At 61.7% G+C, this 21474-nt stretch carries 23 protein-coding genes; 15 read left to right on the top strand and 8 right to left on the bottom strand.

Annotated features, from left to right (window positions below; translation table 11 throughout):
- Positions 1-15: 15 nt before the first annotated feature.
- Complete coding sequence (locus ACZ25R_RS16020; RefSeq protein WP_223611417.1) at positions 16-1551, bottom strand: helicase HerA-like C-terminal domain-containing protein; 1536 nt, start codon at positions 1549-1551, stop codon at positions 16-18.
- 273 nt (positions 1552-1824) lie between these two features.
- Between ACZ25R_RS16020 and ACZ25R_RS16025 the strand changes: the two genes are divergently transcribed.
- Positions 1825-2187, top strand: coding sequence for a DUF2267 domain-containing protein (locus ACZ25R_RS16025; protein WP_403170800.1), 363 nt, complete (start codon positions 1825-1827; stop codon positions 2185-2187).
- Positions 2188-2375: 188 nt separating this feature from the next.
- On the opposite strand, the gene mctP is transcribed toward ACZ25R_RS16025, so the two are convergent.
- On the bottom strand, positions 2376-3848 hold the full coding sequence (gene mctP / locus ACZ25R_RS16030; RefSeq protein WP_223611418.1) for a monocarboxylate uptake permease MctP: 1473 nt from the start codon (positions 3846-3848) through the stop codon (positions 2376-2378).
- Entirely contained in the window at positions 3838-4035 is a 198-nt protein-coding gene (locus ACZ25R_RS16035; protein ID WP_223611419.1) for a DUF3311 domain-containing protein, read from the bottom strand. The genes mctP and ACZ25R_RS16035 overlap by 11 nt, the downstream gene beginning before the upstream one ends.
- Positions 4036-4374: 339 nt before the next feature.
- Here ACZ25R_RS16035 and ACZ25R_RS16040 point away from each other — a divergent pair, with 339 nt between their 5' ends.
- Positions 4375-5853 carry a DUF2778 domain-containing protein gene (locus tag ACZ25R_RS16040; RefSeq protein WP_472461530.1) on the top strand — a complete coding sequence of 493 codons (1479 nt, stop codon included), beginning with the start codon at positions 4375-4377 and terminating at the stop codon, positions 5851-5853.
- Positions 5854-6208: 355 nt separating this feature from the next.
- Positions 6209-7738, top strand: a complete 1530-nt coding sequence (locus tag ACZ25R_RS16045) for an ABC-F family ATP-binding cassette domain-containing protein (RefSeq protein ID WP_472461531.1) — start codon at positions 6209-6211, stop codon at positions 7736-7738.
- 42 nt (positions 7739-7780) lie between these two features.
- Here the strand turns inward: ACZ25R_RS16045 and ACZ25R_RS16050 are convergent, their stop codons facing one another.
- A complete protein-coding gene (locus tag ACZ25R_RS16050) occupies positions 7781-9736 on the bottom strand; it encodes an elongation factor G (protein WP_472461532.1) in 1956 nt (651 codons plus the stop codon).
- A gap of 202 nt (positions 9737-9938) precedes the next feature.
- Positions 9939-10148 (bottom strand): cold-shock protein, encoded by a 210-nt coding sequence (locus ACZ25R_RS16055; protein ID WP_162700345.1) that lies wholly within the window; start codon positions 10146-10148, stop codon positions 9939-9941.
- Positions 10149-10379: 231 nt separating this feature from the next.
- On the opposite strand from ACZ25R_RS16055, the gene ACZ25R_RS16060 reads away from it, so the two are divergent.
- The gene (locus ACZ25R_RS16060) at positions 10380-11588 is read left to right on the top strand and encodes a TIGR03862 family flavoprotein (RefSeq protein ID WP_472461533.1); all 1209 of its coding nucleotides are present in this window, start codon (positions 10380-10382) and stop codon (positions 11586-11588) included.
- Here the strand turns inward: ACZ25R_RS16060 and ACZ25R_RS16065 are convergent.
- Entirely contained in the window at positions 11516-12733 is a 1218-nt protein-coding gene (locus tag ACZ25R_RS16065; protein WP_472461534.1) for an MFS transporter, read from the bottom strand. The two genes, ACZ25R_RS16060 and ACZ25R_RS16065, sit on opposite strands and share 73 nt — an antisense overlap.
- 106 nt (positions 12734-12839) lie before the next feature.
- Here ACZ25R_RS16065 and pdxR point away from each other — a divergent pair, with 106 nt between their 5' ends.
- Positions 12840-14333 (top strand): MocR-like pyridoxine biosynthesis transcription factor PdxR, encoded by a 1494-nt coding sequence (pdxR, locus tag ACZ25R_RS16070; RefSeq protein WP_472461535.1) that lies wholly within the window; start codon positions 12840-12842, stop codon positions 14331-14333.
- A 433-nt stretch (positions 14334-14766) separates the two neighbouring features.
- Here the strand turns inward: pdxR and ACZ25R_RS16075 are convergent, their stop codons facing one another.
- Entirely contained in the window at positions 14767-14907 is a 141-nt protein-coding gene (locus tag ACZ25R_RS16075) for a hypothetical protein (protein ID WP_223611426.1), read from the bottom strand.
- A gap of 384 nt (positions 14908-15291) precedes the next feature.
- Positions 15292-16056: an SDR family oxidoreductase gene (locus ACZ25R_RS16080; RefSeq protein ID WP_472461536.1), complete on the bottom strand. Its 765-nt coding sequence runs from the start codon at positions 16054-16056 to the stop codon at positions 15292-15294.
- 226 nt (positions 16057-16282) lie between these two features.
- On the opposite strand from ACZ25R_RS16080, the gene ACZ25R_RS16085 reads away from it, so the two are divergent.
- The 10 genes from ACZ25R_RS16085 to ACZ25R_RS16130 all read left to right on the top strand — a co-directional run bounded on the left by ACZ25R_RS16085 (position 16283) and on the right by ACZ25R_RS16130 (position 21412).
- On the top strand, positions 16283-16462 hold the full coding sequence (locus tag ACZ25R_RS16085) for a hypothetical protein (protein WP_472461537.1): 180 nt from the start codon (positions 16283-16285) through the stop codon (positions 16460-16462).
- 40 nt (positions 16463-16502) lie between these two features.
- Positions 16503-17351, top strand: coding sequence for a class I SAM-dependent methyltransferase (locus ACZ25R_RS16090; protein ID WP_472461538.1), 849 nt, complete (start codon positions 16503-16505; stop codon positions 17349-17351).
- 131 nt (positions 17352-17482) lie between these two features.
- Entirely contained in the window at positions 17483-17872 is a 390-nt protein-coding gene (locus ACZ25R_RS16095; RefSeq protein WP_464663013.1) for a DUF930 domain-containing protein, read from the top strand.
- 161 nt (positions 17873-18033) lie between these two features.
- Positions 18034-18363: a hypothetical protein gene (locus ACZ25R_RS16100; RefSeq protein ID WP_472461539.1), complete on the top strand. Its 330-nt coding sequence runs from the start codon at positions 18034-18036 to the stop codon at positions 18361-18363.
- Between the two features lie 74 nt (positions 18364-18437).
- The gene (locus tag ACZ25R_RS16105) at positions 18438-18689 is read left to right on the top strand and encodes a GlsB/YeaQ/YmgE family stress response membrane protein (protein ID WP_223611432.1); all 252 of its coding nucleotides are present in this window, start codon (positions 18438-18440) and stop codon (positions 18687-18689) included.
- Between the two features lie 288 nt (positions 18690-18977).
- On the top strand, positions 18978-19403 hold the full coding sequence (locus tag ACZ25R_RS16110; RefSeq protein WP_472461540.1) for a hypothetical protein: 426 nt from the start codon (positions 18978-18980) through the stop codon (positions 19401-19403).
- Between the two features lie 67 nt (positions 19404-19470).
- The gene (locus ACZ25R_RS16115; RefSeq protein WP_464663010.1) at positions 19471-19983 is read left to right on the top strand and encodes a hypothetical protein; all 513 of its coding nucleotides are present in this window, start codon (positions 19471-19473) and stop codon (positions 19981-19983) included.
- A gap of 108 nt (positions 19984-20091) precedes the next feature.
- Positions 20092-20355, top strand: coding sequence for a hypothetical protein (locus tag ACZ25R_RS16120; protein ID WP_223611436.1), 264 nt, complete (start codon positions 20092-20094; stop codon positions 20353-20355).
- Positions 20356-20668: 313 nt separating this feature from the next.
- The gene (locus ACZ25R_RS16125; protein WP_472461541.1) at positions 20669-21013 is read left to right on the top strand and encodes a hypothetical protein; all 345 of its coding nucleotides are present in this window, start codon (positions 20669-20671) and stop codon (positions 21011-21013) included.
- Between the two features lie 84 nt (positions 21014-21097).
- Positions 21098-21412 (top strand): cupin domain-containing protein, encoded by a 315-nt coding sequence (locus tag ACZ25R_RS16130; protein WP_472461542.1) that lies wholly within the window; start codon positions 21098-21100, stop codon positions 21410-21412.
- Positions 21413-21474: the final 62 nt, after the last annotated feature.

Here is a 21474-nt window from a genome sequence, read left to right on the forward strand (position 1 = left end):
TCCGCTGTCGTAGTCCTAGCGCTTGCTCAGGCTTCCCAGGATGCCGCGCACCAGCGCGCGGCCGAGCGAGCTGCCCACCGAACGGACCACCGATTTCATCGCCGCTTCCGCCACCGTCTGGCGGGCACGGGGCTGGCCGCCGCGCGGACCCGGCGCGCTGCTGCCGCCGCCCAGAATATCCGGCAGGCGCCAGCCGCTGGTGCTGTCGGCTTCCTGTTCCTTCGTGGCTGCAGCTTCCGCCTGTCCCTGCGCCGCCTTTTTCTGCAGGACCTCATAGGCGGATTCGCGATCGATCATCTGGTCATACTGGCCGGCGACCGGGCTGGCGTTGATCAGCTTCTGCCGCTCGTCAACGGTCAACGGGCCGATGCGTCCCGCGGGCGGGCGGATCAGCGTGCGCTGCACGACGGACGGCACGCCTTTTTCCGCCAGGGTCGACACCAGTGCTTCGCCGGTGGACAGGTTGGTGATCGCCGCGAAGGTGTTGAAATCCGGATTGGGGCGGAAGGTATCGGCCGCCGTCTTCACCGCATTCTGCTCCCGCGGCGTATAGGCGCGCAGCGCATGCTGGACGCGGTTGCCGAGCTGGGCCAGCACGGTTTCCGGCACATCCAGCGGGTTCTGCGAGATGAAATAGACCCCGACCCCTTTGGAGCGGATGAGGCGCACCACCTGCTCCACCCGGTTGAGCAGGGCTTTCGGGGCCTCATTGAACAGAAGATGCGCTTCATCGAAGAAGAAGACGAGGCGCGGCTTTTCCGGATCGCCGATTTCAGGCAGTTCCTCGAACAGCTCCGACAGGAGCCAGAGCAGGAAGGTGGAATAAAGCCGCGGATTCATCATCAGCTTGTCGGCGGCCAGCACGCTGACCACGCCGCGGCCATTGGTGCTCGTGCGCATGATATCGGCGATGCGCAGGGCCGGTTCGCCAAAGAATTTCGTGCCCCCCTGCTGCTCAAGCACCAGGAGGGAACGCTGGATGGCACCGACGGAAGGCTTGGTGACATTGCCGTAGCGCGCGGAAATTTCCTCCGCACGCTCGGCGATATTGACCAGCAGAGCCTGCAGGTCCTTCATGTCGAGCAGCAGCAGCCCCTCTTCGTCCGCGATCTTGAAGGCGATGTTCATCACTCCTTCCTGCGCTTCGGTGAGGTTCATCAGGCGCGACAGCAGCAGCGGCCCCATTTCGGAGATGGTGGCGCGGATCGGATGGCCCTGTTCGCCGAAAATATCCCAGAAAATAACCGGCGACGCCTCGAGCGCATAGGGATCGAGCCTGACTTCCGCCGCCCGCTTGACGAGAAAATCCTTTTCCTCGCCCTTCGCGCCGATCCCCGACAGATCGCCCTTGATGTCGGCACAGAAGACCGGAACGCCCGCACGCGAAAACCCTTCCGCCAGAACCTGCAGCGAGACGGTCTTGCCCGTCCCTGTCGCGCCGGTGATCAGGCCGTGGCGGTTGCCGTATTTCAGCAGCAGCGCTTCGGCCTGCTGATAGCTGTCATCCGGTTTGCGGCTCGCACCAAGGAAGATACTGTCGTCAGCGGCCATGGGGGGTGATCCTCTTCACTGTGGTGTTTCTGCCATCCGATATAAAGGCCGGATGCCCGGGGGACAATGCCTTGCGGCCGGGACTCATGCATAAGATTGCAAGGCGGCGCTGAAATTGCTGACGTTTTTGTGTCATCTTCCCGTGCCACAACGGGAGCGGCGCCGCCTGAAGAATGTCATGCCGGCTGATCCAGATTGACGCAGTGGCTTGCAAGGCGGATGATATCCGCATATTACGTAAACGTAATTCATGACACACGGGAGATTAGGCTCATGGACGAACTTATCGCGCGCATTACCGCCAATGTCGGCACCGATCCGGAAACAGCAAAGAAGGCCGTCGGCCTCATCCTTGCTTTCCTGCAGAAGGAAGGCCCGGCCAAGGCAACCGACCTGATCAGCAGCATCCCCGGCGCGGATGCGGCCATTGCCGAAGCCAATTCCGGCGGCGGCTTCCTGTCCGGCCTGATGCCCGGCGTCATGGGCCTCGGCTCCAAGCTGATGGGCGCTGGCCTCGGCATGAGCGAAATCTCCGGCATTTCCAAGGAAACCATTGCCTTTGCCCGTGAAAAGGCGGGCAGCGACGTGGTGGACGAAGTCGTCAATTCGATCCCGGGCCTCAGCCAGTTCGTCTGAGACACGCGGCGCGACCGCTCACAACCAGCATGTCAAACGCGCGCCTCCTGGCGCGCGTTTTTGTTTGGCCATTCCCTCGGTGCGTGGTTCGACAAGCTCACCATGAGGGAGGTGGTTTGATTGCAGCCCACAAGCTTCCCTCATGGTGAGCTTGTCGAACCACGCACCGCATATTTCTGCTCGTTACCTCACGCAGGCTTGCGTGCCGGGACCGTGACGAGATTGACCAGCACCGCCACGACAACATTGGCAGCCAGCGCCAGCAGCCCGATATAGACCGTGAACGGTGCGCCGCCGAGGCTGATGGCCTGCAGCGGTTTCAGGCCGTTGATCCACACCAGATAAGTGCCGCCGCAGAAGCCGACGAGCCATCCGGCCAGCAGGCCCGGTGCACGGAACCAGTTTGAATAGAGCCCGAACACCAGCGCCGGCAATGTCTGCAGGATCCAGATGCCGCCGAGCAGCTGCAGGTCCAATGCAAACTGCGTCGGCAGGAAGGCAATAACCAGCAGCGCGCCGATCTTGATGATCAGCGATGTCACCTTGGCGACCTTCGCCTCCCCCGCATCCGTCACCTGAGGATTGACATAGGCCTTCCAGAAATTGCGGGTGAAGAGGTTGGACGCGCCGATGCTCATGACGGCGGCGGGAACCAGCGCGCCGATGGCAATGGCGGCGAAGGCAAAGCCGGCGAACCAGCTGGGGAACAGGGTCTGGAACAGCGCCGGAACCACCTGGTTCGGGCTGGAGACATTGAGATGGGCGGCGTGGCCCATATAGCCCAGCAGGGCAAGCAGGCCGAGGAGCAGCGTATAGGCCGGCAGCATCACCGCATTCTTGCGGATGGTGTTGCCGCTGTTCGACGCGAAGATGCCGGTCAGCGTATGCGGATACATGAAGGCCGCCAGCGCCGAACCGAGCGCCAGCGTCGCATAGGCCACATACTGGTTGCCACCGAGCAGCAGATTGCCGGAGCCCTTGGCCTTGAAGGCCGCATCCGCCGAGGCGAATACATTGGCATAGCCGCCGAGTTTCGACGGGATCAGCGCCACCGCGGCGATCACCGCGATATAGATCATGATGTCTTTGACGAAGGCGATCAGCGCGGGCGCGCGCAGGCCCGCCGAATAGGTGTAAAGCGCCAGGATGACGAAGGCGACCGCCAGCGGCAGCTCGCCGGTCAAGCCCAAAGCCTGCAGCACGGCAGCCATGCCGACCAGCTGCAGCGCGATATAGGGCATGGTTGCGATGACGCCGGTGAGCGCCACCGCCAGCTCCAGCCCGCGCGAGCCGTACTGTCCGAATACCACATCGCCGGCAGTCACGTAGCCATTGTCCTTGGCCCGTTTCCACAGGAGCGGCATGACCATGAAGACGAAGGGATAGACGATGATCGTGTAGGGCAGCGCAAAGAAGCCATAGGCGCCGACCGCATAGACCAGCGCCGGAACCGCGATCACCGTATAGGCGGTGTAGAAATCGCCGCCGACGAGAAACCAGGTGATCCAAGTGCCGAAATTGCGGCCGCCCAGGCCCCATTCATCGATATGCGCCATGGTCTTGGGCGCCCGCCAGCGGGAAGCAATGAATCCGAGCACCGTGACAAGGGCGAAAAAGAAGACAAAAACCGAAACGGCAACCGGATCAAGATTAGTCGTCATAGCGCACACTCCGGTAGACGATCCACGTCACGAAAGCTGTCAACGGCACAAAAGCCAGCTGATACCAGTAGAAAAAGGGGAAGCCGAGCAGTTCCGGTTCGCGGGAATTATAGAAGGGAACCCAGAGAAGTCCGATGTAGGGAATCGCAAGTAGCCATAATATGGCCTTTTTTGAACCGTTTTCCATGGATATGTCCTCTCGAAATTAACTTTTGAGGAAAGATGAAACCCGAGGGTTTCATTAATAGGCTCCGCCATCATTTGCGCAAGACGCGATCGATGCGGGCAGCGCGCGGATATGGTTCCAAACGCGCATTATCAACAATGTTCTTTTCGGCACTGTGGCAATTCGTGATCAACAAGACCTCGATACATAAAGAAATTAGTAACCAAGATTCTTCATGCTCCCAGGCAGTCGGCAATTGACGCCAGACACGCGTGTTCCGTGCCTGATGGTTGGTATTGGCCGTGGCGGACCCCTTCGGGGCAGTCGCAGGTTTGAGTAAGCGTTTGGAAAAAGAGTACGATGGCGTTCGCGACCGATACATTCAGGCAGGCTGGTTCCTTTAACCCTTCGGCCTTTCGCGTGGGCAAACCGCGCGGTGCGCTTGTCAGCGCGCTGGCCATCGGCGTCGGCATTGCCGCCACCGTGTGGGTTCTGGCAACCGTGAGCACGACGCAGAAAATGGTGGCCTCCTTGGGCGCAAGCCCGGCGGTGCTGCACCATGGCTCCCATGCGCTTGACAGCATCGCGCTTGTCGACCCGAACAATCAGAAGGTCCGCAGGCCAAGCAGCGCCGCACTCGCAGCACTCAATCCCGAATTGCGGCATCGCATTCCCCACGGCGCACCGACGGACGCCAAAAACGCCAATACAGCCGACCGCGTCGTGGTCAGCCATGACGATGCCTTCGCCGAGCCCGCATCCGCACTGGTGATGCTTGAGACATCGCCATTGTCCGAATCCGACGTCACCGCGCTTCTCAACACGCCATCCGGACCGGTCGACGCCGAGGTGCAGAACGCAATCCGCGCCGCAATGGTGAACAGCGCCCTGGCGCTGGCAGCAAATGGCAGATCCGCGCCGGCGCTCGACAGCAGGCCGGTTGGTTCCATACCGCTGCCCGCCAACGCCCCCGACCGGGAAAAACTGGAGATCGCCGCGGCAGGCGCGGCCCTGGCCACGGCATCGGACAATCCGTTCAGCGCCCAGCCTGATCTCGTGGACAAGCGCCGCCACGAACCGGAAATACCGATCCTCGCCAGCTACGCACCCTCTGCAACCGAGAGCAACCCGATGATGGGGCCGCTCGCGCCGGACCTTGAAGTGGCCGTGCCCGTGCCGGAAGATGCGCCGGACAGAAAGACCGCCAGCGTGGCGCCGGACGATGCGGCCTCTTCCGATGATACGCAGGACACGGTTGACGTTCCGCTCCCTTCGAAGCGGCCGAAACTGGCTGCCGGGACCGCTCCTGCAGCCCCCACCGCCCCGGCAAAACAGCGGCCTAACGTGAAGATGGCTTCCATCCGCCCGGATGATACAGCCATCGAAGCCATGCCCAGGTCGAAAAGCCTGTTCGGATCGCTGTTCGGCGGTTCGCGCAACGGTGTCGCTGTCTATGACATCTCGGCGCGCACGGTTTACCTGCCTAACGGCGAACGGCTTGAAGCGCATTCCGGCATGGGACACATGCTGGACAATCCCCGCTATACGCGCGAGTCGAACCGCGGGCCGACACCGCCGCATACCTATAATCTGACCATGCGCGAACAGCTTTTCCACGGTGTCGCGGCGATCCGCCTGACACCGGTCGACGGCCGCAATGCCTTCGGCCGCAACGGCCTGCTCGCCCATACCTACATGCTGGGACCGCGCGGCGATTCGAACGGATGCGTGGTTTTCAAGGATTATCGCCGCTTCCTCAAAGCGTTCCAGCGCGGTGAAGTCTCGCGTCTCGTCGTGGTGGAACGCATGTCGTCGTTCTCACGCATGGCCACGCGCTAAGGTCTGGCTTTAATGTTTTATGCCAAGGCAATAGACATTTATTACGACTGGTGTTATTGAGCACGCAGCTCAATTCAGGAAAGGAGGGCTGCGCATGAATACGTTCTTCCGGCATCATCGCCAGCGTGGCCCCGTCAACGCCCTGCAGATACGTTTGCAGGGCTGACCGGAAACAGCTTTCCATACCCATTCCAGGTCTGCCCTTCGTGGTCACGCAGCGTCTGCTCGCTTTTTGAGCGGCCTTGCGTCTCTTCACAACCCACCGAGCCAACACGGTTACCTCACCGTTTCGTGCACCGACGACAGCAGAAGAGAACTGCGTCGCAGCACATGGCCCGGCAGACCAGAGAATAAAATGGCACTGATCAATGTAAGAAACCTCGGCGTCACCCTTGGAGCCCCGCTTTTCACCAATCTGAGTTTTGTCGTGGGCGCGGGTGACCGGCTCGGCATCGTTGCCGCCAATGGCCGCGGCAAGTCCACCCTGCTGCGCTGTCTCGCGGGAACGCTCGATTCCACCACCGGCGACATCACCCGCACGCGCGGCCTGCGTATCGGTTATGTCGAGCAGGCCGTACCGGACGCTCTTCTTAGCACCACCTTCTACGACATGGTCCTGCAGGCCTTGTCCGCCGAACAGCAGGAGACCGAAAGCTGGCGCGTCGATGTCGTGCTCGCCTCGCTCGACGTGCCGGATGTCTTGCGCGAGCGCACCGTCAGCCAGCTCAGCGGCGGCTGGCAGCGGCTTGCGCTGATTGCCCGCGTCTGGGTGACCGATCCCGATGTGTTGCTGCTGGACGAGCCGACCAACCATCTCGACCTTGCCAAGATCGCGCAGCTGGAAGACTGGCTGAACACGCTTCCCCGCGATGTGCCGGTGGTGATCTGCAGCCACGACCGGGCCTTTCTCGATGCGACGACCAACAGGACCCTGTTCCTGCGGCCGGAGAATTCGCATGCCTTCGCCCTGCCCTACACGCGGGCCCGGGTAGCGCTGGACGAGATCGACGCGGCGGAAGCGCGGCGTTACGAGCGCGATATGAAAGTGGCGCAGCAACTGCGCCAGCAGGCGGCCAAGCTCAACAATATCGGCATCAATTCCGGCAGCGACCTCTTGGTTGTGAAGACGAAACAGCTGAAGCAGCGGGCGGAAAAGCTGGAGGATGCCGCGCGGCCCGCCCATCAGGAACGGTCAGCCGGGACGATCCGGCTTGCCAACAGCGGCACGCACGCCAAGGTGCTGGTGACGCTCGACGATGCGTCCGTCGAGACGCCGGATGGTACGCCGCTGTTCAAAACCGGCAGGAAATGGATATGCCAGGGCGACCGGATCGTGCTTCTGGGTGCCAACGGCACCGGCAAGTCGCGTCTCGTCGGCATGATCCGGCGCGCCATCACCGATCCGCTGAGCTCGCCGGACACCGTCAAGGCGACACCCTCGCTGGTGCTTGGCTATGGCGACCAGGCGCTGGCCGACCTGCCGGACCGCGACACGCCGTTCGACACGATCAGCCGGCGGTTCGATATCGGCGACCAGCGCACGCGCACCCTTCTGGCCGGGGCCGGACTTGGCATCGATATCCAGAACAAGCCCAACAGCGTGCTGTCGGGCGGGCAGAAGGCGCGGCTGGGCATGCTGGTGCTGCGGCTGGCCAATCCGAACTTCTTTCTGCTGGATGAACCGACCAACCATCTGGATATTGACGGGCAGGAAGCGCTGGAATCCGAACTGATGGCGCATGAGGCCAGCTGCCTGCTGGTCTCGCATGACCGCAGCTTTGTCCGGGCGGTCGGCAACCGGTTCTGGCTGATCGAGAAACGGCGCCTTGTCGAGGTGGAAAGCCCGGAAGCGTTCTTCGCTTCCGTCAGCGGCACCCCATCGTGAAAGGGGCACCGGGCCGTCTCGCCGAGGCGGCCCGGTGCCGGTTCAATGGGCGTGCGCGGCCTGCGCCGTGACGATGGCGTCGGCCTCCTTGCCGTAAAGCTCCTCGAAATGATCGAAGGCCTTGGAAAAGCTGCCGATGCCCTGCGTGGCGGAGCGCAAGGCCCGCCCCAGTTCATCCAGCGAACTGCCGGGGATCATCGCCCGGAAAACGTCCCAGCCCTTGGTGTTGTCATCCCGGTCAAAACCCAGAACCTGTCCTTTGAAGGCGGATACAATAGGCACGAGATTACCTGAGTAGACCGATGGTATGTGAATTTCGATGCGGAAGACCGGCTGCATGAGCACGGCCGAGGCTTCCGACAACGCCTGCCGGACACCCATTTTTGCCGCCGCCCGGAAGGCAAATTCCGAACTGTCGACCGAATGGTGCTGGCCATCGGTCAGCATCACGCCGACATCGATGACAGGAAGGCCGAGCGGGCCCCGCTCCATCGCTTCGCGCGAGCCCGCTTCCACCGCGGGGATGTAATTGCGCGGCACCGCCCCGCCCTTCACCGTTTCGCCAAAGGAAAAGCCCTCGCCGCGCCCGTTGGGATGCACGCTCAGTTTCACGTCGGCAAACTGGCCGGCACCACCGGTCTGCTTGCGGTGGCGGTAGTGAACATCGGCGGGTTTGGAGATCGTCTCCCGGTAGACCGGACTTGGCATGCGGTCGGTGACATTGACGTGGAAGACCTCCGCCAGGGTTTTGCACAGGTCGCGCAGATGCACCGGCCCCTGCACGCTGACAAGCTGGGCACCGGAGCCCTCTTCCTGCGCCACCTTGAGCCCGCGGTCCGTTTCCACCAGTTTCGCCAAAGTTTCGGAAAGCTTTGTTTCGTCCCGCTCGCTTTCGGGAACGAGAATACGCTCCAGCATGGGTGTGGGCGGTGTCGTCCATTCCGGCGCCGCTATGGCTGCATCCACTGTCAGCAGGGACGGCACCGGTAAGTGATCCGACTTGACGGTGCTGAACACATCGCCCGGCGCCGCGGTTCCCGACGCCGTGGGGCGCCCGGTTCCAGGGTCCTGCACTGGGCCAAGACGCCCGCCGCCCAGAAGCGCGCCCTGCTTGAGACCCTCCTTCAGCGCGCGCACCAGCACGGTCTTGCCGATGTTCTGGCGGTGATAGGCATGAAAACTGACGGCTGCCAGTGCATTTTCCGGCGTGCTGTTGGCCGCGGCAAGGCGCTTGCGCAGGGCATCGACCGGCGGCGCTTCATGGCGCAGGGCTTTCATCAGGCGCAGCATGCCGTTGCTGTGGCTGGCCGCGCCAAGCAGGACCGGAATGATCTTGTTCTCCCGCAACACGCGCGACGAGATGGCAAAGACGGCGTCACTGGGCGGCTCGCGGTCTTCGATCAGCTCTTCCAGCAGCCAGTCATCGAATTCTGAGAGATGTTCAAGCAGCTCGGCGCGCGCCTCGTGTTCCCGTTCAAGCTCACCTTCCGGTATGGCGATCAGGGCGGATGTCTGGCCTTCGCGATAACGCCAGGCCCGTTCCGAGATCAGGTCACAGGTGCCGACGATCTTGTCGCCTTCGCGGATCGGGATCTGCCGCAGGACAAGGGAATGGCTGCAATAGCCCTGCAGCGAGGCAATGACATCGCGTATCCGCCCTCGCGGTTCATCGATGCGATTGACAAAGACGATGCAGGGCGTTCCCGACGCTTCGATAACTCTGAGGTACGGGGCGGCGAGCACCGCCTCTTCCGGCACGGGCGAAACGCAAAGGATACAGGCATCGCTGGCGATCAGTGCATCCTGCGCGTGGGCCAGGGCTTCATTGCCACCCGGCGTGTCCAGCGCGCACCATGCCTCGTTTCCGAAGGTGAATTCCGTCAGATTAAGCCCGTAGGGCGAGACCGACTTCTTTGGCGCGCCCTCCAGCGCGCCGAGTTTTTCCACGAGCGTGGATTTTCCGGTCTGCGAGGGCCCAAGTACCGTAAAGCAGCGCATTCGCGTCCTCCCCTGCTACGATCATAGTCTCGCCTGACAGGATGCCTCAACATGGCCAAAAGCGCCAGAGTGCGGTTGTTTTTCTTGGTTTGGCAGCGCTTTTCCCGCCATGCAAACGAAAACAGGCCGGACTTTCGTCCGACCTGTTTCATTCCGGTCTGTCATCGCGGACCGCCATGACGGCGGTCCCGCTGGCGACGCTTTAAGCGGCGCTCAGCTGATCCGCTGACATTTTGCCCGACTTCTTGTCGCGCACCAGTTCGTAATTGATTTTCTGGCCGTCGTTGAGATCACGCAGACCTGCGCGTTCAACTGCAGAGATGTGTACGAATACATCTGCACCGCCATCTTCAGGCTGAATGAAGCCGAAGCCCTTTGTAGAATTAAACCATTTAACTGTGCCTGTGGCCATAATGAACCTCCGTAGGGCAGATGTATCGAGTGTCGCGCATAGCGCACGACGCACCCTTGTAGCGATTTTTTATAGAAGCCGTAAAGCCCATATGCGTGAAAGTGTTAACGTGTCTTGCAACTGTTTTATTACAATGGCGCGACAGAGCCCGGTTCTCCGGCCGGATGGCCTTGCACTTGCGGCGCGTCCGCGCCATGAGTGGGCGCAGGGTTTCGGGCGTCGGACAGACATATGCAGGGTAAGAAAATAGCGATTATCGGCGGCGGTCCCGCCGGGCTCATGGCGGCGGAAATGCTGTCCGGCACCGGGCACGCCGTGACCGTCTACGACGCCATGCCGACCGTCAGCCGCAAATTCCTGCTGGCGGGAAAATCCGGCCTCAACATCACCCATTCGGAAGATTATGACCGCTTCGTCACCCGTTACGGCGCCGCATCGGCACGGTTGCGCCCGGCAGTGGACGGGTTCACACCGGCCGATGTGCAGCGCTGGGCGGCAGATCTCGGCACGGAAACATTCACCGGATCATCCGGCCGGGTTTTCCCGACGGCGATGAAAGCCTCGCCCCTGCTGCGGGCCTGGCTGCGGCGGCTCGAGGCACGCGGCGTCCGTATCCTGACCCGGCATCGCTGGACGGGCTTTGCCGAAAACGGCTTCGCCTTCGACACGCCCGAAGGCCCCAAAACCATCGATTGCGATGCCGCCCTGCTGGCACTCGGCGGTGCAAGCTGGCCCCGCCTCGGTTCCGATGGCGCATGGACCGCATGGCTGAGCGGGAAAGGTGTTGAGATCGCCGCATTTCGTCCGGCCAATTGCGGTTTTGACGTCGCGTGGGACGATAGGTTCACGCAGCGGTTTGCCGGCCAGCCGGTGAAATCCGTCACGGCAACGTCGGATGCCGGTACATTTCCCGGCGAGTTCGTCATCACCCGGAACGGGATCGAAGGCAGTCTGGTCTATACCCATGCGGCCAGTCTGCGCGATCGGCTCGAACGCGAAGGCAGGGCCGCCCTTACGCTCGACCTTGCACCGGGCCGGAGCGTGGAAAGGCTGGCAAGGGACCTGGCACGGCAGGACAACAAGGCCAGTTTCGCCAATCGCCTGCGCAAGGGCGCCGGCATCGACGGCGTGAAAATCGCCCTGCTGCGCGCATTCGCGCCTCCCGCGGCTCTCGCCGATCCGGAAAAGCTGGCGCGGCAGATCAAGGCCACGCCGCTGGCGGTCTTGCGCCCGCGCCCCATCGCCGAAGCCATTTCCTCGGCGGGCGGCATTCGTCTGGACGCCATCGATGACGGATACATGCTCAAGGCGCTGCCGGGCGTTTTCGCCGCCGGGGAGATGCTGGACTGGGAGGCACCGACCGGCGGTTACCTCCTGACCGCCTGCTTTGCCACCGGCCGCGCCGCGGCGCGGGGCATGGAAGCCTGGTTGAACCGGTAGGCAATCTTGCCCGTCCACATGGCAAGCGCCAGCTCTGCCAGGCCGCACGCCAGGATCAACAGCAAAAGCCCGTTCTTGCCCGCATGGACCAGCATCCAGCCGCCGACCGACGGGAAGCCGAATACCCCGACAAAATAGGACAGGACGAACCATGTCAGTGCGGCAGGGCGATGGTCGGCAGGCGAGTCGTTGACCGCCTGCGTCTGGATGATGGAGTAGACGAGCCCATAACCGATCCCGAGCAGCAGCGCGGCCAGCACGTGAAACACGGCACTCGCCGGAACGGCAAACATGGCAATGATGCCAAGAACCATGATGAACAGGAGGACTTGCGCACTGATTTCCTTGGGTGCCCGGTTGACCAGCGGTGCCAGCAGCCAGCGCGACAGGACAACCGTAACCGCATAAATGGCAAAGAATGTGCTTGCCCGTGCCGCGGTACCGGCGACCAGCGCGGTCTGGAATGTCAGGATGCCGGAGAAGACGCAGGCGCCAAGGGCAACCATGACAATGGGATAGATCGCCGCCGTGCGGCTGATGGCAGGAAAATCGCGCAGCCACCGGCGTGAACCGCTGGCCGGATGCAATGCCACAGCCACCCGCTGGAAGGCCGCAAGCAGGACCGCGGCAGCAAGAGCAATGCCGCCGACAATCAGGAATGTCGTGACTGTCGCAAAATGCAGCGTGCGGATGGCAAAATCCGCCAGAATCGGACTGCCGCCGATGCCAGCCATCTGGAACGCACCGAACCGGGTGAACCAGAATGCACGATCCGCATCATCCGTTCTTTCAATGACCGCCATGGGCGCCGCGAGATAGAAGGTGCCCCAGCCGAGGCCAATGAGAAACCCGCCAACGGCGATCAGCGGCGTGATGGACGTCAGCATCGCAAGGAGAACAAAACCCGCCGCGACGCTCAAGGCGCCGCAGGCCGCCAGATTTGCGGCACCGGCCCGGCCGGAAAACCAGCCGACAAGCGGCACGCCGACGAAGGTACCGGCCATGGCCGCCGCCAGCGCCAGGCCCGTATCGACTTCATTGCCGCCGAGCGTGTGGAAATAGTCGTTGAGCAGGAAGGTGGCGCCATAACCGGCGGAGGTCAGCAAGGTGCCGAGGAACAGAAAAATCGCAGTGGTGAAGCGCATGGCCTTGACTCGCACGAGGAGGAATAAGTGGCTTCATAAAAGCTGCAATCCTGTATAAAATACAGGTCCACTTCACGCCGCCTGCGTGGACCACTTGGGAGAGGAAATGGCCGTTCCCCGCAAAACGCGCCGGCGTGAAAGTCCCGTGCATTCGTTCCAGCCGTTCATTGACAGGGACGTCGCCTCACCCGTGACGCGCCAACTCTACCTGTCGCTGCGCAAGGCAATTCTGACCGGCCAGATCCGTCCCGCCTCGCGCCTGCCGTCGACGCGCCTTGCCGGCATGGAATGGGGGCTTTCGCGCGGCGTGGTTGCGGAGGCCTATGACATCCTCATCACCGAGGGGTATGCGCGCGGCGTGCACGGTGCGGGCACATTCGTTGCGGCCAGCATTCCTGCCCGGCAGCAGACGCCGAAGACACCCCAGACGGAGAAACCGGCGGAGCGCACCATTTCCGCAGCCGCCCGCCGCGCCCTCGCCAGTGCAGGCAGCTTCGATACCAGCACGCAGGTGCCGTTCGTCACCGGCCGCGTGGTGCACGACGAACGGACGAGCGCGCTGCTGCGCAGGCTTTCGGCCCGTCATCTGAATTTCAGCCGCGACCATTACCGCCATGTGCAGGGCCAGGAAGAGCTGCGTGAAGCCATCGTGGCGTATCTGACGGCTTCGCGCAGCGTCCGCTGCGACGCCAGCCAGATCTTCATCACCTCGGGCACACAACAGGCCATCGATCTGGTGGCCCGGACCCTGGTCACGCCGGGTGACCGGATTTTGATGGAAGACCCCTGCTATCCCGGCGCCCGCCACGCATTCGCGCTGCACGGCGCGGAACTTACAGGCATAGAGGTCGATGAAAACGGCCTGCAGACGGCGCTGCTGCCTCCGCTATCCGGCCAGGTGCGTGCAATCTATGTGACGCCGTCGCATCAATACCCGGCAGGCGCAGCCATGTCGCTGCCGCGCCGCCTCGCACTGCTCAATTGGGCGCGCGACAATCACAGCTGGATCATCGAGGACGATTACGACAGCGAGTTCCGTTATGATGGCAGGCCGCTGGCTTCGCTCCAGGGGCTGGATGAAAACGAACGCGTCATCTACCTCGGCACGTTCAGCAAGGCGCTTCTTCCAAGTTTCCGTGTCGGCTACGCCGTTGTGCCGCATGATCTCGTGCCGGCGTTTGCAGCCATACGCCCGTTTTTGGACCGCTTTCCGCCCCCGTTCCAGCAGAGTGTTCTGGCGGATTTCCTGGCGGAGGGCTATTTTTCCAGCCATCTGCGGCGGCTGCGGGAGAGCTACCGCAAATCACGCGACCTGCTGGTTGCACTGCTGCAGGAGCAGGTTGCCGATCACCTGACGGTCGCGGTCCCGCACCAGGGCATTCATCTTGTCAGCCGCAGCACCGGAACGTGGCAGGCAGATCGGGCAGTTGCGGCGGCCTGTGCCGCTCGAGGGGTCAAGGTGATGCCGGTTTCGCCCATGCATATCTCAGCAATGCCGCGCCAGGGTCTGCTCCTGGGTTTTTCGGCGCTGACATCCGGCGAAGCGGAACCTGCCACGGCGCGCCTGCGTGCGGCACTCGATGAGGTGGCTATCTGTTGACCACAAGCATCTTCATCCGCATGCGCCGGCGCAATCGCCGCACGGCAGCCTGAAAATGGGCGTGGGCCATTTCACTGCATCCCTGCGCCCGGACACATATCTTGTTCCTGTGGTTTTGCGGATCGACGTAAGTAATCCTGGCACGCACAACCATGCTATCCTCACATTGTCTCATGACATTGTATGAGAGATGCTGGTTATGCGCTTTTCCAGTTATTTTTAGAATAGCTCTATTGTGAGTAACGTTAACAGCGCTGGTGCAGACGATACTGCCTCCATAGACCCAAGAGATGGGAGGAGGCTCGACAACAGCTAATTTCGAAGGACTGGCAGCCGTCGAGCCCCATGCTGGCCCCACGACAAACCAGCGCCGCCATGGTGATCCCCGGCGCGGCGCGGGTCAAATTACAAATCGGCAATGAAACCTGTCGGGTTAGATAAACAGCTTGAACGCAACCGGTATCGCAACGCCAACCATGAAGATTGCCAGAGCACAGGTGCGGCAGACGAAATCGGTCCAGATGCTGTCGTTGTCATTGTCGCTTATCATCGGATCAGCCTTCACATCCAACATGGAATATACGCCCTCCAAGGCTTCAAGAATAAGCCTGCATGCTTAACGACCTGTAAATGCGGTGCGGCGGCTGGAGAAAACGTGCCTGCCGGCCACTGCCCGAACCGGCAGTGGCCAGATGATGGAAGACAAAACAGAGAGATTGTGAGGCTCGACACCGGCCATTGCATGTCACTACCATGGAGAGCACCGAGCCTCTGCCAACAGTCGTTCCATATGCGGTCTGGGCACTTTCGTCTTTGGGGGACCAGTTCGACAGATCGCATACTCACCATCAGCATGCTTACATTTATTGAACGGAACAGGGTGTCAATGGAATAGGTAAATGTACCCAGAAATGTCCGTGAGCCAAGTGCGCGCCGTCACCTCAAACGACGCCCGGCACTATGTCCGGTTGATCGATACGCCGCCATCGACCAACATGGCCGTGCCCGTGGTGAAGCTGGAGGCATCCGAGGCCAGATAGAGCACGGAACGGGCTATTTCCGCTGGTTTTGCCAGCCGCTTGAGCGCATGCATCCCTTCGACAAAGGCACGCTTTTCCGGCGTGTCGATCCAGGCTTCCGCCATGGTCGTATCGGTACCGCCCGGCAGCAGTGCATTGACGCGAATACCCTGCGGCCCGAATTCCACCGCCAGCGTCTGCATCAATCCGATAAGCCCCGCCTTGCTGGCCGCATAGGCGGCTGTGCCGGGCATGCCGGCGGTATGTCCGACAAAGGTCGATGTGAAGATCAGCGATCCGCCGCCCCGCCTCTGCATGGCGGGCAACTGATATTTTGCCGCCAGGAAAGCCGATGTCAGATTGATGTCGATGGTCTCCTGCCAGCCGCCAAGCGAAACATCCGGCGTCGGGCCCATTTCGCCATTGGTCGCGGCATTGTTGAAGGCGATGTCCAATCCGCCGAATTTTTCTTCGGCCAGCTCCACCAGAGCCCTGGCATAGGCGGCATCGCCGACGCTGCCCGCGAGCGCCGCCGCCTCACCGCCCTCGCCGGCAATCTCCGCCACCAGTTTGTCCAGTTCATTCCCGCGCCGTGCGGCAACGACCACACGGGCGCCCTCCCGCGCCAACAGCTTGGCCGTTTCGTAGCCGATGCCGGAACTGGCACCGGTGACAATGGCGGTTTTTCCATTCAAACTATGCATATCATCGCCTCTTGGATTTCAAAAATGCCGGCATGACAGCCACGCCAGCGCGGCAATCAATGGCTTTCGTGCCCGCACCGCGCCACCCGAAACCTGCGGGCTCCGCCCCTCGCCTTGACGGCTCATGACTTCACTCCCATAATTGTGCCATGCAACCAGACACTCCCCGGCTTCGACTGCGCCAATGGCGTGCGAAAGATCGTGCGCCGAAGGCCGGAGAATCCCCATGAGCAACGAACAGACCTGCCATGTCGCCGTCAGCCAGAAGAATGATACAAGCTGGTATTATGTTCTGGTGATCGATGGTGACGCCGGCCCGCAGATCGGCCCCTACAGGACCGAGCAGGAAGCCCGCAGCGCCGGCGAAAAGGAACTTGCCGATCTCGATCTCGGCGCGGACGAATGACCGCGGAGCAGTGACGCGCCCGCCAACAGCAAGGATTGCCATGTCAGATCCCCATGCGAGCCAACCGGAGACAGGGACACCGGGTGTTTGGGACGACAGCCGGTCGCACAACTGGATCGTCCTGCAGGACGCACTGGAACGGATGCTCGGCCCGATCGGCGACGCGGCGATCACGGCGCTCGCGCCGCGGCAGGGCGAGACCTTCCTCGATGTGGGCTGCGGTTGCGGCCGCACATCGCTGGCGCTGGCCCGTGCCGTGGGGCCGGATGGCAGCGTCACGGGCGCCGACCTCTCCCCGTCGATGCTGGCCACGGGCCGCGCCGAGGCGGCCGCCGAACGTCTCGGCAATGTGCGTTTCATCGAGGCCAATGCGCAAACCCATGACTTCGGCCCGGCCCGGTTCGACGGCTTGTTCTCGCGCTTCGGCGTGATGTTCTTTGACGATCCCGTCGCGGCCTTTGCCAATCTGGCCAAGGCGCTGAAACCGGGCGGGCGGCTTGCCTTCGCCTGCTGGCGCGACCGGCGTGAGGTGGAATGGTTCGAAATGCCGATCCGGGTTGCAAGCCGGTACCTTCCCGCCCCCGATCTGCCGGGCCAGGGGCCGGGCGCATTTTCGCTGGCAAGGCCGGAGCGTATTCACTCTGTCCTGACAGCGGCCGGTTTTTCCGACATCGGTGTCGCGCCGCTTGATCTGACGACCGGCGGCGGCGACATCGACGAAGTGCTGAGCATCCTCAAGATCGGCTTTGTCGGCGAGCATATCAGGCAGTTTCCCGGCGAGGCAGAGGCCGCCTGGGAGGCCATCCGGCGCGAACTTGCCGCCTATGCGGCACCGGACGGCGTCTTCATTGGAACGGGCACATGGATCGTAACCGCGCGGCGGGCATAAGTTTTTGACATTCCTGCCGCTTTGGGCAAATTTCCTCTCCCCGCGATTCGACAAGCAGGCCACCGCCTGATTCCTCAACATCGCTGCCAAGGGCACGGCCCGCCGGCAGATAGAGAAGGCTGATCCCATCCATGAAAAAGCCAACGCTGCTGTGCGCCATTCTTGCCGTGTCCCTGCAATCGGCAGCTGCCATGGACACGAGAATGGAAACCGGCCTCGAGAAACTCGATCCGCAGACCCGGCTCGAACAGCGCTGCGATGTGGAGGCGATGGAGCGCATCCGCAAGGACCAGAACGGCTACAATCCCGACAAGGTGCTGGCCTACGCCTTTGCCGACCCGAAAGTCGACCAGCACGCGATCAAATCGCGCGGCGCGGCCTTTCGCAGCCGGGGCGAATGGTATCACCTGGCATTCAAATGCGCGACGAATGACGACAATATGGAAATCGTCGCTTTCAAATACCGCATCGGTGAAAAAATCCCCAGGAACGAATGGGGCCAGCACTACCTGGTGCCCTGACCGCATCTTCGGGCAGCGGCGTGCCGGGCGCGCGCCGCAAACCGCGCAAATAAGTTACCTCGGCCCATAATTTTGCAATGCTATGGCAATGGTGCACGCCGATTGCTGTTGCGGACCGATGCCTCTCGCCACTCCCATCGCATCGGTTCCGGAGAACCACCATGCGACGTTTCTGCCATGCCCTGCTCTCAGCCACTCTCGTGATGAGCCTTGCTCCCGCCATGGCGGCCGAGCCGCCGGCCCTTTTCGTCCAGTACGACACGGACCCATGCACCGATGGCCGCTACAGCGACGGCAAACCGCGCAGCTGCCGTGAACTCCTGCGCATGCTCGAGCGCCGTGACCGCTACCGGGAACGGCCGGAGCGCTACGACCCCTGCACCGACGGCCGGATCAGCGATGGCCGCCCGCGTAGCTGCCGCGAAATCAGGCGCTGGCTGCGTGAACGGGACGACGAGGACGACTGGCGGCCGGGCAAACAGTGGAAATAGATTTTGCAGCGCGGAACAAACGGCGCGATCCGCCGTTTGAATGATCGTGAATGTTCACAACGGAGGGTATTGATATGGGAACTGCAGGCGTGGGCTGGATTGCAGCCATCATTATCGGCGGACTGGCCGGCTGGCTGGCCGAGATGTTCATGAAGAGCGACACAGGCATCGTCATGAATATCATTCTGGGTATCGTCGGCGCGGTTCTTGCCAATGCCATTCTATCGGTGTTCGGCATCGTTCTGACCGGCTGGATCGGCTATCTCATCGCCGGATTCATCGGTGCCTGCATTCTGGTCGGTGTCGGGCGAGCCATCCGCCGCTGACAGCCGCTGCCCGGCCGGTTGCGTGTGACCGGGCAGTTTTGACGATTTCAGCCGTTTGCCGAAGCGATAACCCGGCAAATGGCGGTTTTCGTTGTGCCTTCGGGTGCCACCTGCCCCGGTGCAGGAAGACCGAAAAGGAATTTTAAAGCGCTTGATGACAGCCGTTCGAGCTTGCGCGATGCCGGAAAAAGCCTATTAGATCAATGCCAAGACGATTGTTGCAAAATCGTCCAGAAGGGGTGCGGCAGTATCGCGATCCATCCCGACAGGTTTGACCGGAGGGCCCGCATGCATTACCGCTTACTTTATCTCCTGCCCGCCACCTTTTTCATTCTCGCCGCCCAAGGCAGCCAATCACGGGCCGATGGTGACACCTATACAGCCTACAGCAACACGGCCCAGAGCATCACCGGCGATATAGAAATGGACGATTTCAGCATTACCTTTGCCAATGGCGAGGCGCTGGCTTTTTCGTCGTTGCTCGGCGACCACTTCATTGTCGATGGAAAGAATCTCAACGCATCGGTCTACAAGGTCGAAACCCCTGCGGATCCCGAACTGGAAAACGGCAACAGGCTGTGCGGGTCCGGCGATGTTTCCTATGTCGCCACCTGGCGCGCAGGCGAAGGGCTGACGGAGGTTGCCGTGTTCACCGGCGACAAGGCGCCGGCCAGCAACAGCGATATGTGTGCGTCCTATATTTATCAGGATTAGCAGACGTTCTTGCTTTCGCCGGAACAACGCGATTGATTGACCCGGTGAAAACATGCAGGGGACAGTCATGAGTTTGTTGGCCTGGACCGATGAGCGCTGGTACACACTTCGCAGCGGCTATCGTGATCTCTACAACCCGTCCGATGCGCTTCAGGCCCTCGAACAGGGGGATTTCACCCTCGCCTGGGACGAATTGTGGGAAAACCTGCATCATCACGGGGATGTGGACACGGCTGCCTATGCCGCCGTCCCGGAAATCGTGCGGATCGCCTGGCAACTCAAGCTCAGGGATTGGAACGCCTTTGCCCTTGTCGCCACCATTGAAGCGGCCCGCCTGAACAATGACCGCAATCCCCCGATCCCGGAATGGCTGATGGACGCCTATGAACGGGCGTGGGTCGATATGGCAACCCTTGCATTGCACATCTATCCGAAAGCCGAAGACCCGGCCCTGGTGACAGGTCTCCTGTCGGTCCTGGCCTTTGCCAAGGGAAACAGGACCATTGGCACCTTTGCGGTGGATCTGACCGAGGACGAACAGCGCACTCTGCCCGGGTGGCAAGCCAGCGATTCGCCCTAGGATTGCAACAGTGCCTTCCCGGCGCCGCCGAACCTAAAATTTTTGTCATGTGGGAACCGGGCGCAAAGCCAATGTATTGTTGTCGTGTCAACAGCTCAGAGGTTCAACATGAAAAGCCTGATACTTGCCACTGCGATTGCCGTTACATCCCTGATGGCGTTCAACGCGCCGTCCGAAGCGGCCCCGCTCTCCGTACCGCTGGTCCAGACCACCAGCCCTTCCGGCACGACGGGCAGCGTTGTCCAGAACGTCGATTACCGGCCGGGTTACCGGCGTCACTATCGCCGATGGAATCGCCACTGTTTCGTCCGGACGGAGCGGCACCGTGTACATGGCCGAATCATCGTCAGAAAAGTCCGCGTCTGCCGCTGATTTCCATCTGAACCAAAACCCGGCAAGGCTGTTCTGCCGGGTTTTTTCTTGTCTGCATCGCCCATTCGGCGCGCGCCAGCGGACCGAATTTGACCTGCGACCCGATTGCTGCCAAAAAACTGTTCCACAGTCACATCGACGTCACAATGGAGATGCCTGATGAGACACAAATGCCTTGTGATCGGCGTGCTTGTTCTTATGTTTGCCCTTCTGGGAGCCCTTGCGCTGTTCTCAAAGAAACAAGCCGGGCCCGGCCAAGTACCGCCCCATTCCCTGCAGGATCCCCTTCGCGCTCCTTGAGATCACAGTGTTCATGGCAAGCATCCGTCTGAAATGGCTGGGATATTTCATACTGGCTGCAGCATTGCCGCTGGCGCTTCTGGCGGGCGGACTACCCGTCAACGAATACGAGGCGCAGGGCATCGACGGCGTGGATTGCGACGGCCCGATTCAGGTGCTTTTCTATGCCGTGCCGGCCCTGCTGGTGTATGGCGCCGGCCTCGCGCTGCACGCCAGAACGCTGCGAAAGCCGTTCAGTCTGGCCGTCGCGCTGATGTGCGCGGCCCTGTGCCTGTTCGCCGGACTGAATGCGGCGGCGGCACTGCGCGAGCAACGGCAACAGGACCGCACGGCGGAAACCTGCAGCCCCGGGCTGTGACAACGGGCCAAGCCACTTGCATTCCCGCCGCGGGCAGGATTGGATCGGCAACGAAAACTGCACCATCAATCGGGAATATGACAATTGGCCTTCCAGTGCGATCTGCCCGCAATACCGACCGTTCAGCAAGACGATGATGCCGTGCGCATAACCCGCTGGGATTTTCAGCCGGGCGCCGTCACGGGCTGGCATGAGCATGGATGGCCCTATTTCGTCGTCATGCTGGTGGACGGAACCCTGCGCATTCACAACGGAACCGATATCACCGACGTGCCGCTGGCCGCCGGCCAGTCCTATCAGCGCCCGTCCGGCATCAAGCACGATGTCATGAACGGTTCGCCGCATGCGATTGCCTTTGTCGAGATCGAGATCAATAAGCCGGAAGCGCTCATCGCCTAGCTCTTGGCGCAATCCGTAAAATACCATCGTTTCTTGCAATTTTTTATTGGTATGGAGACTAT

The organism is Phyllobacterium sp. RCAM01083, from assembly GCF_055685835.1.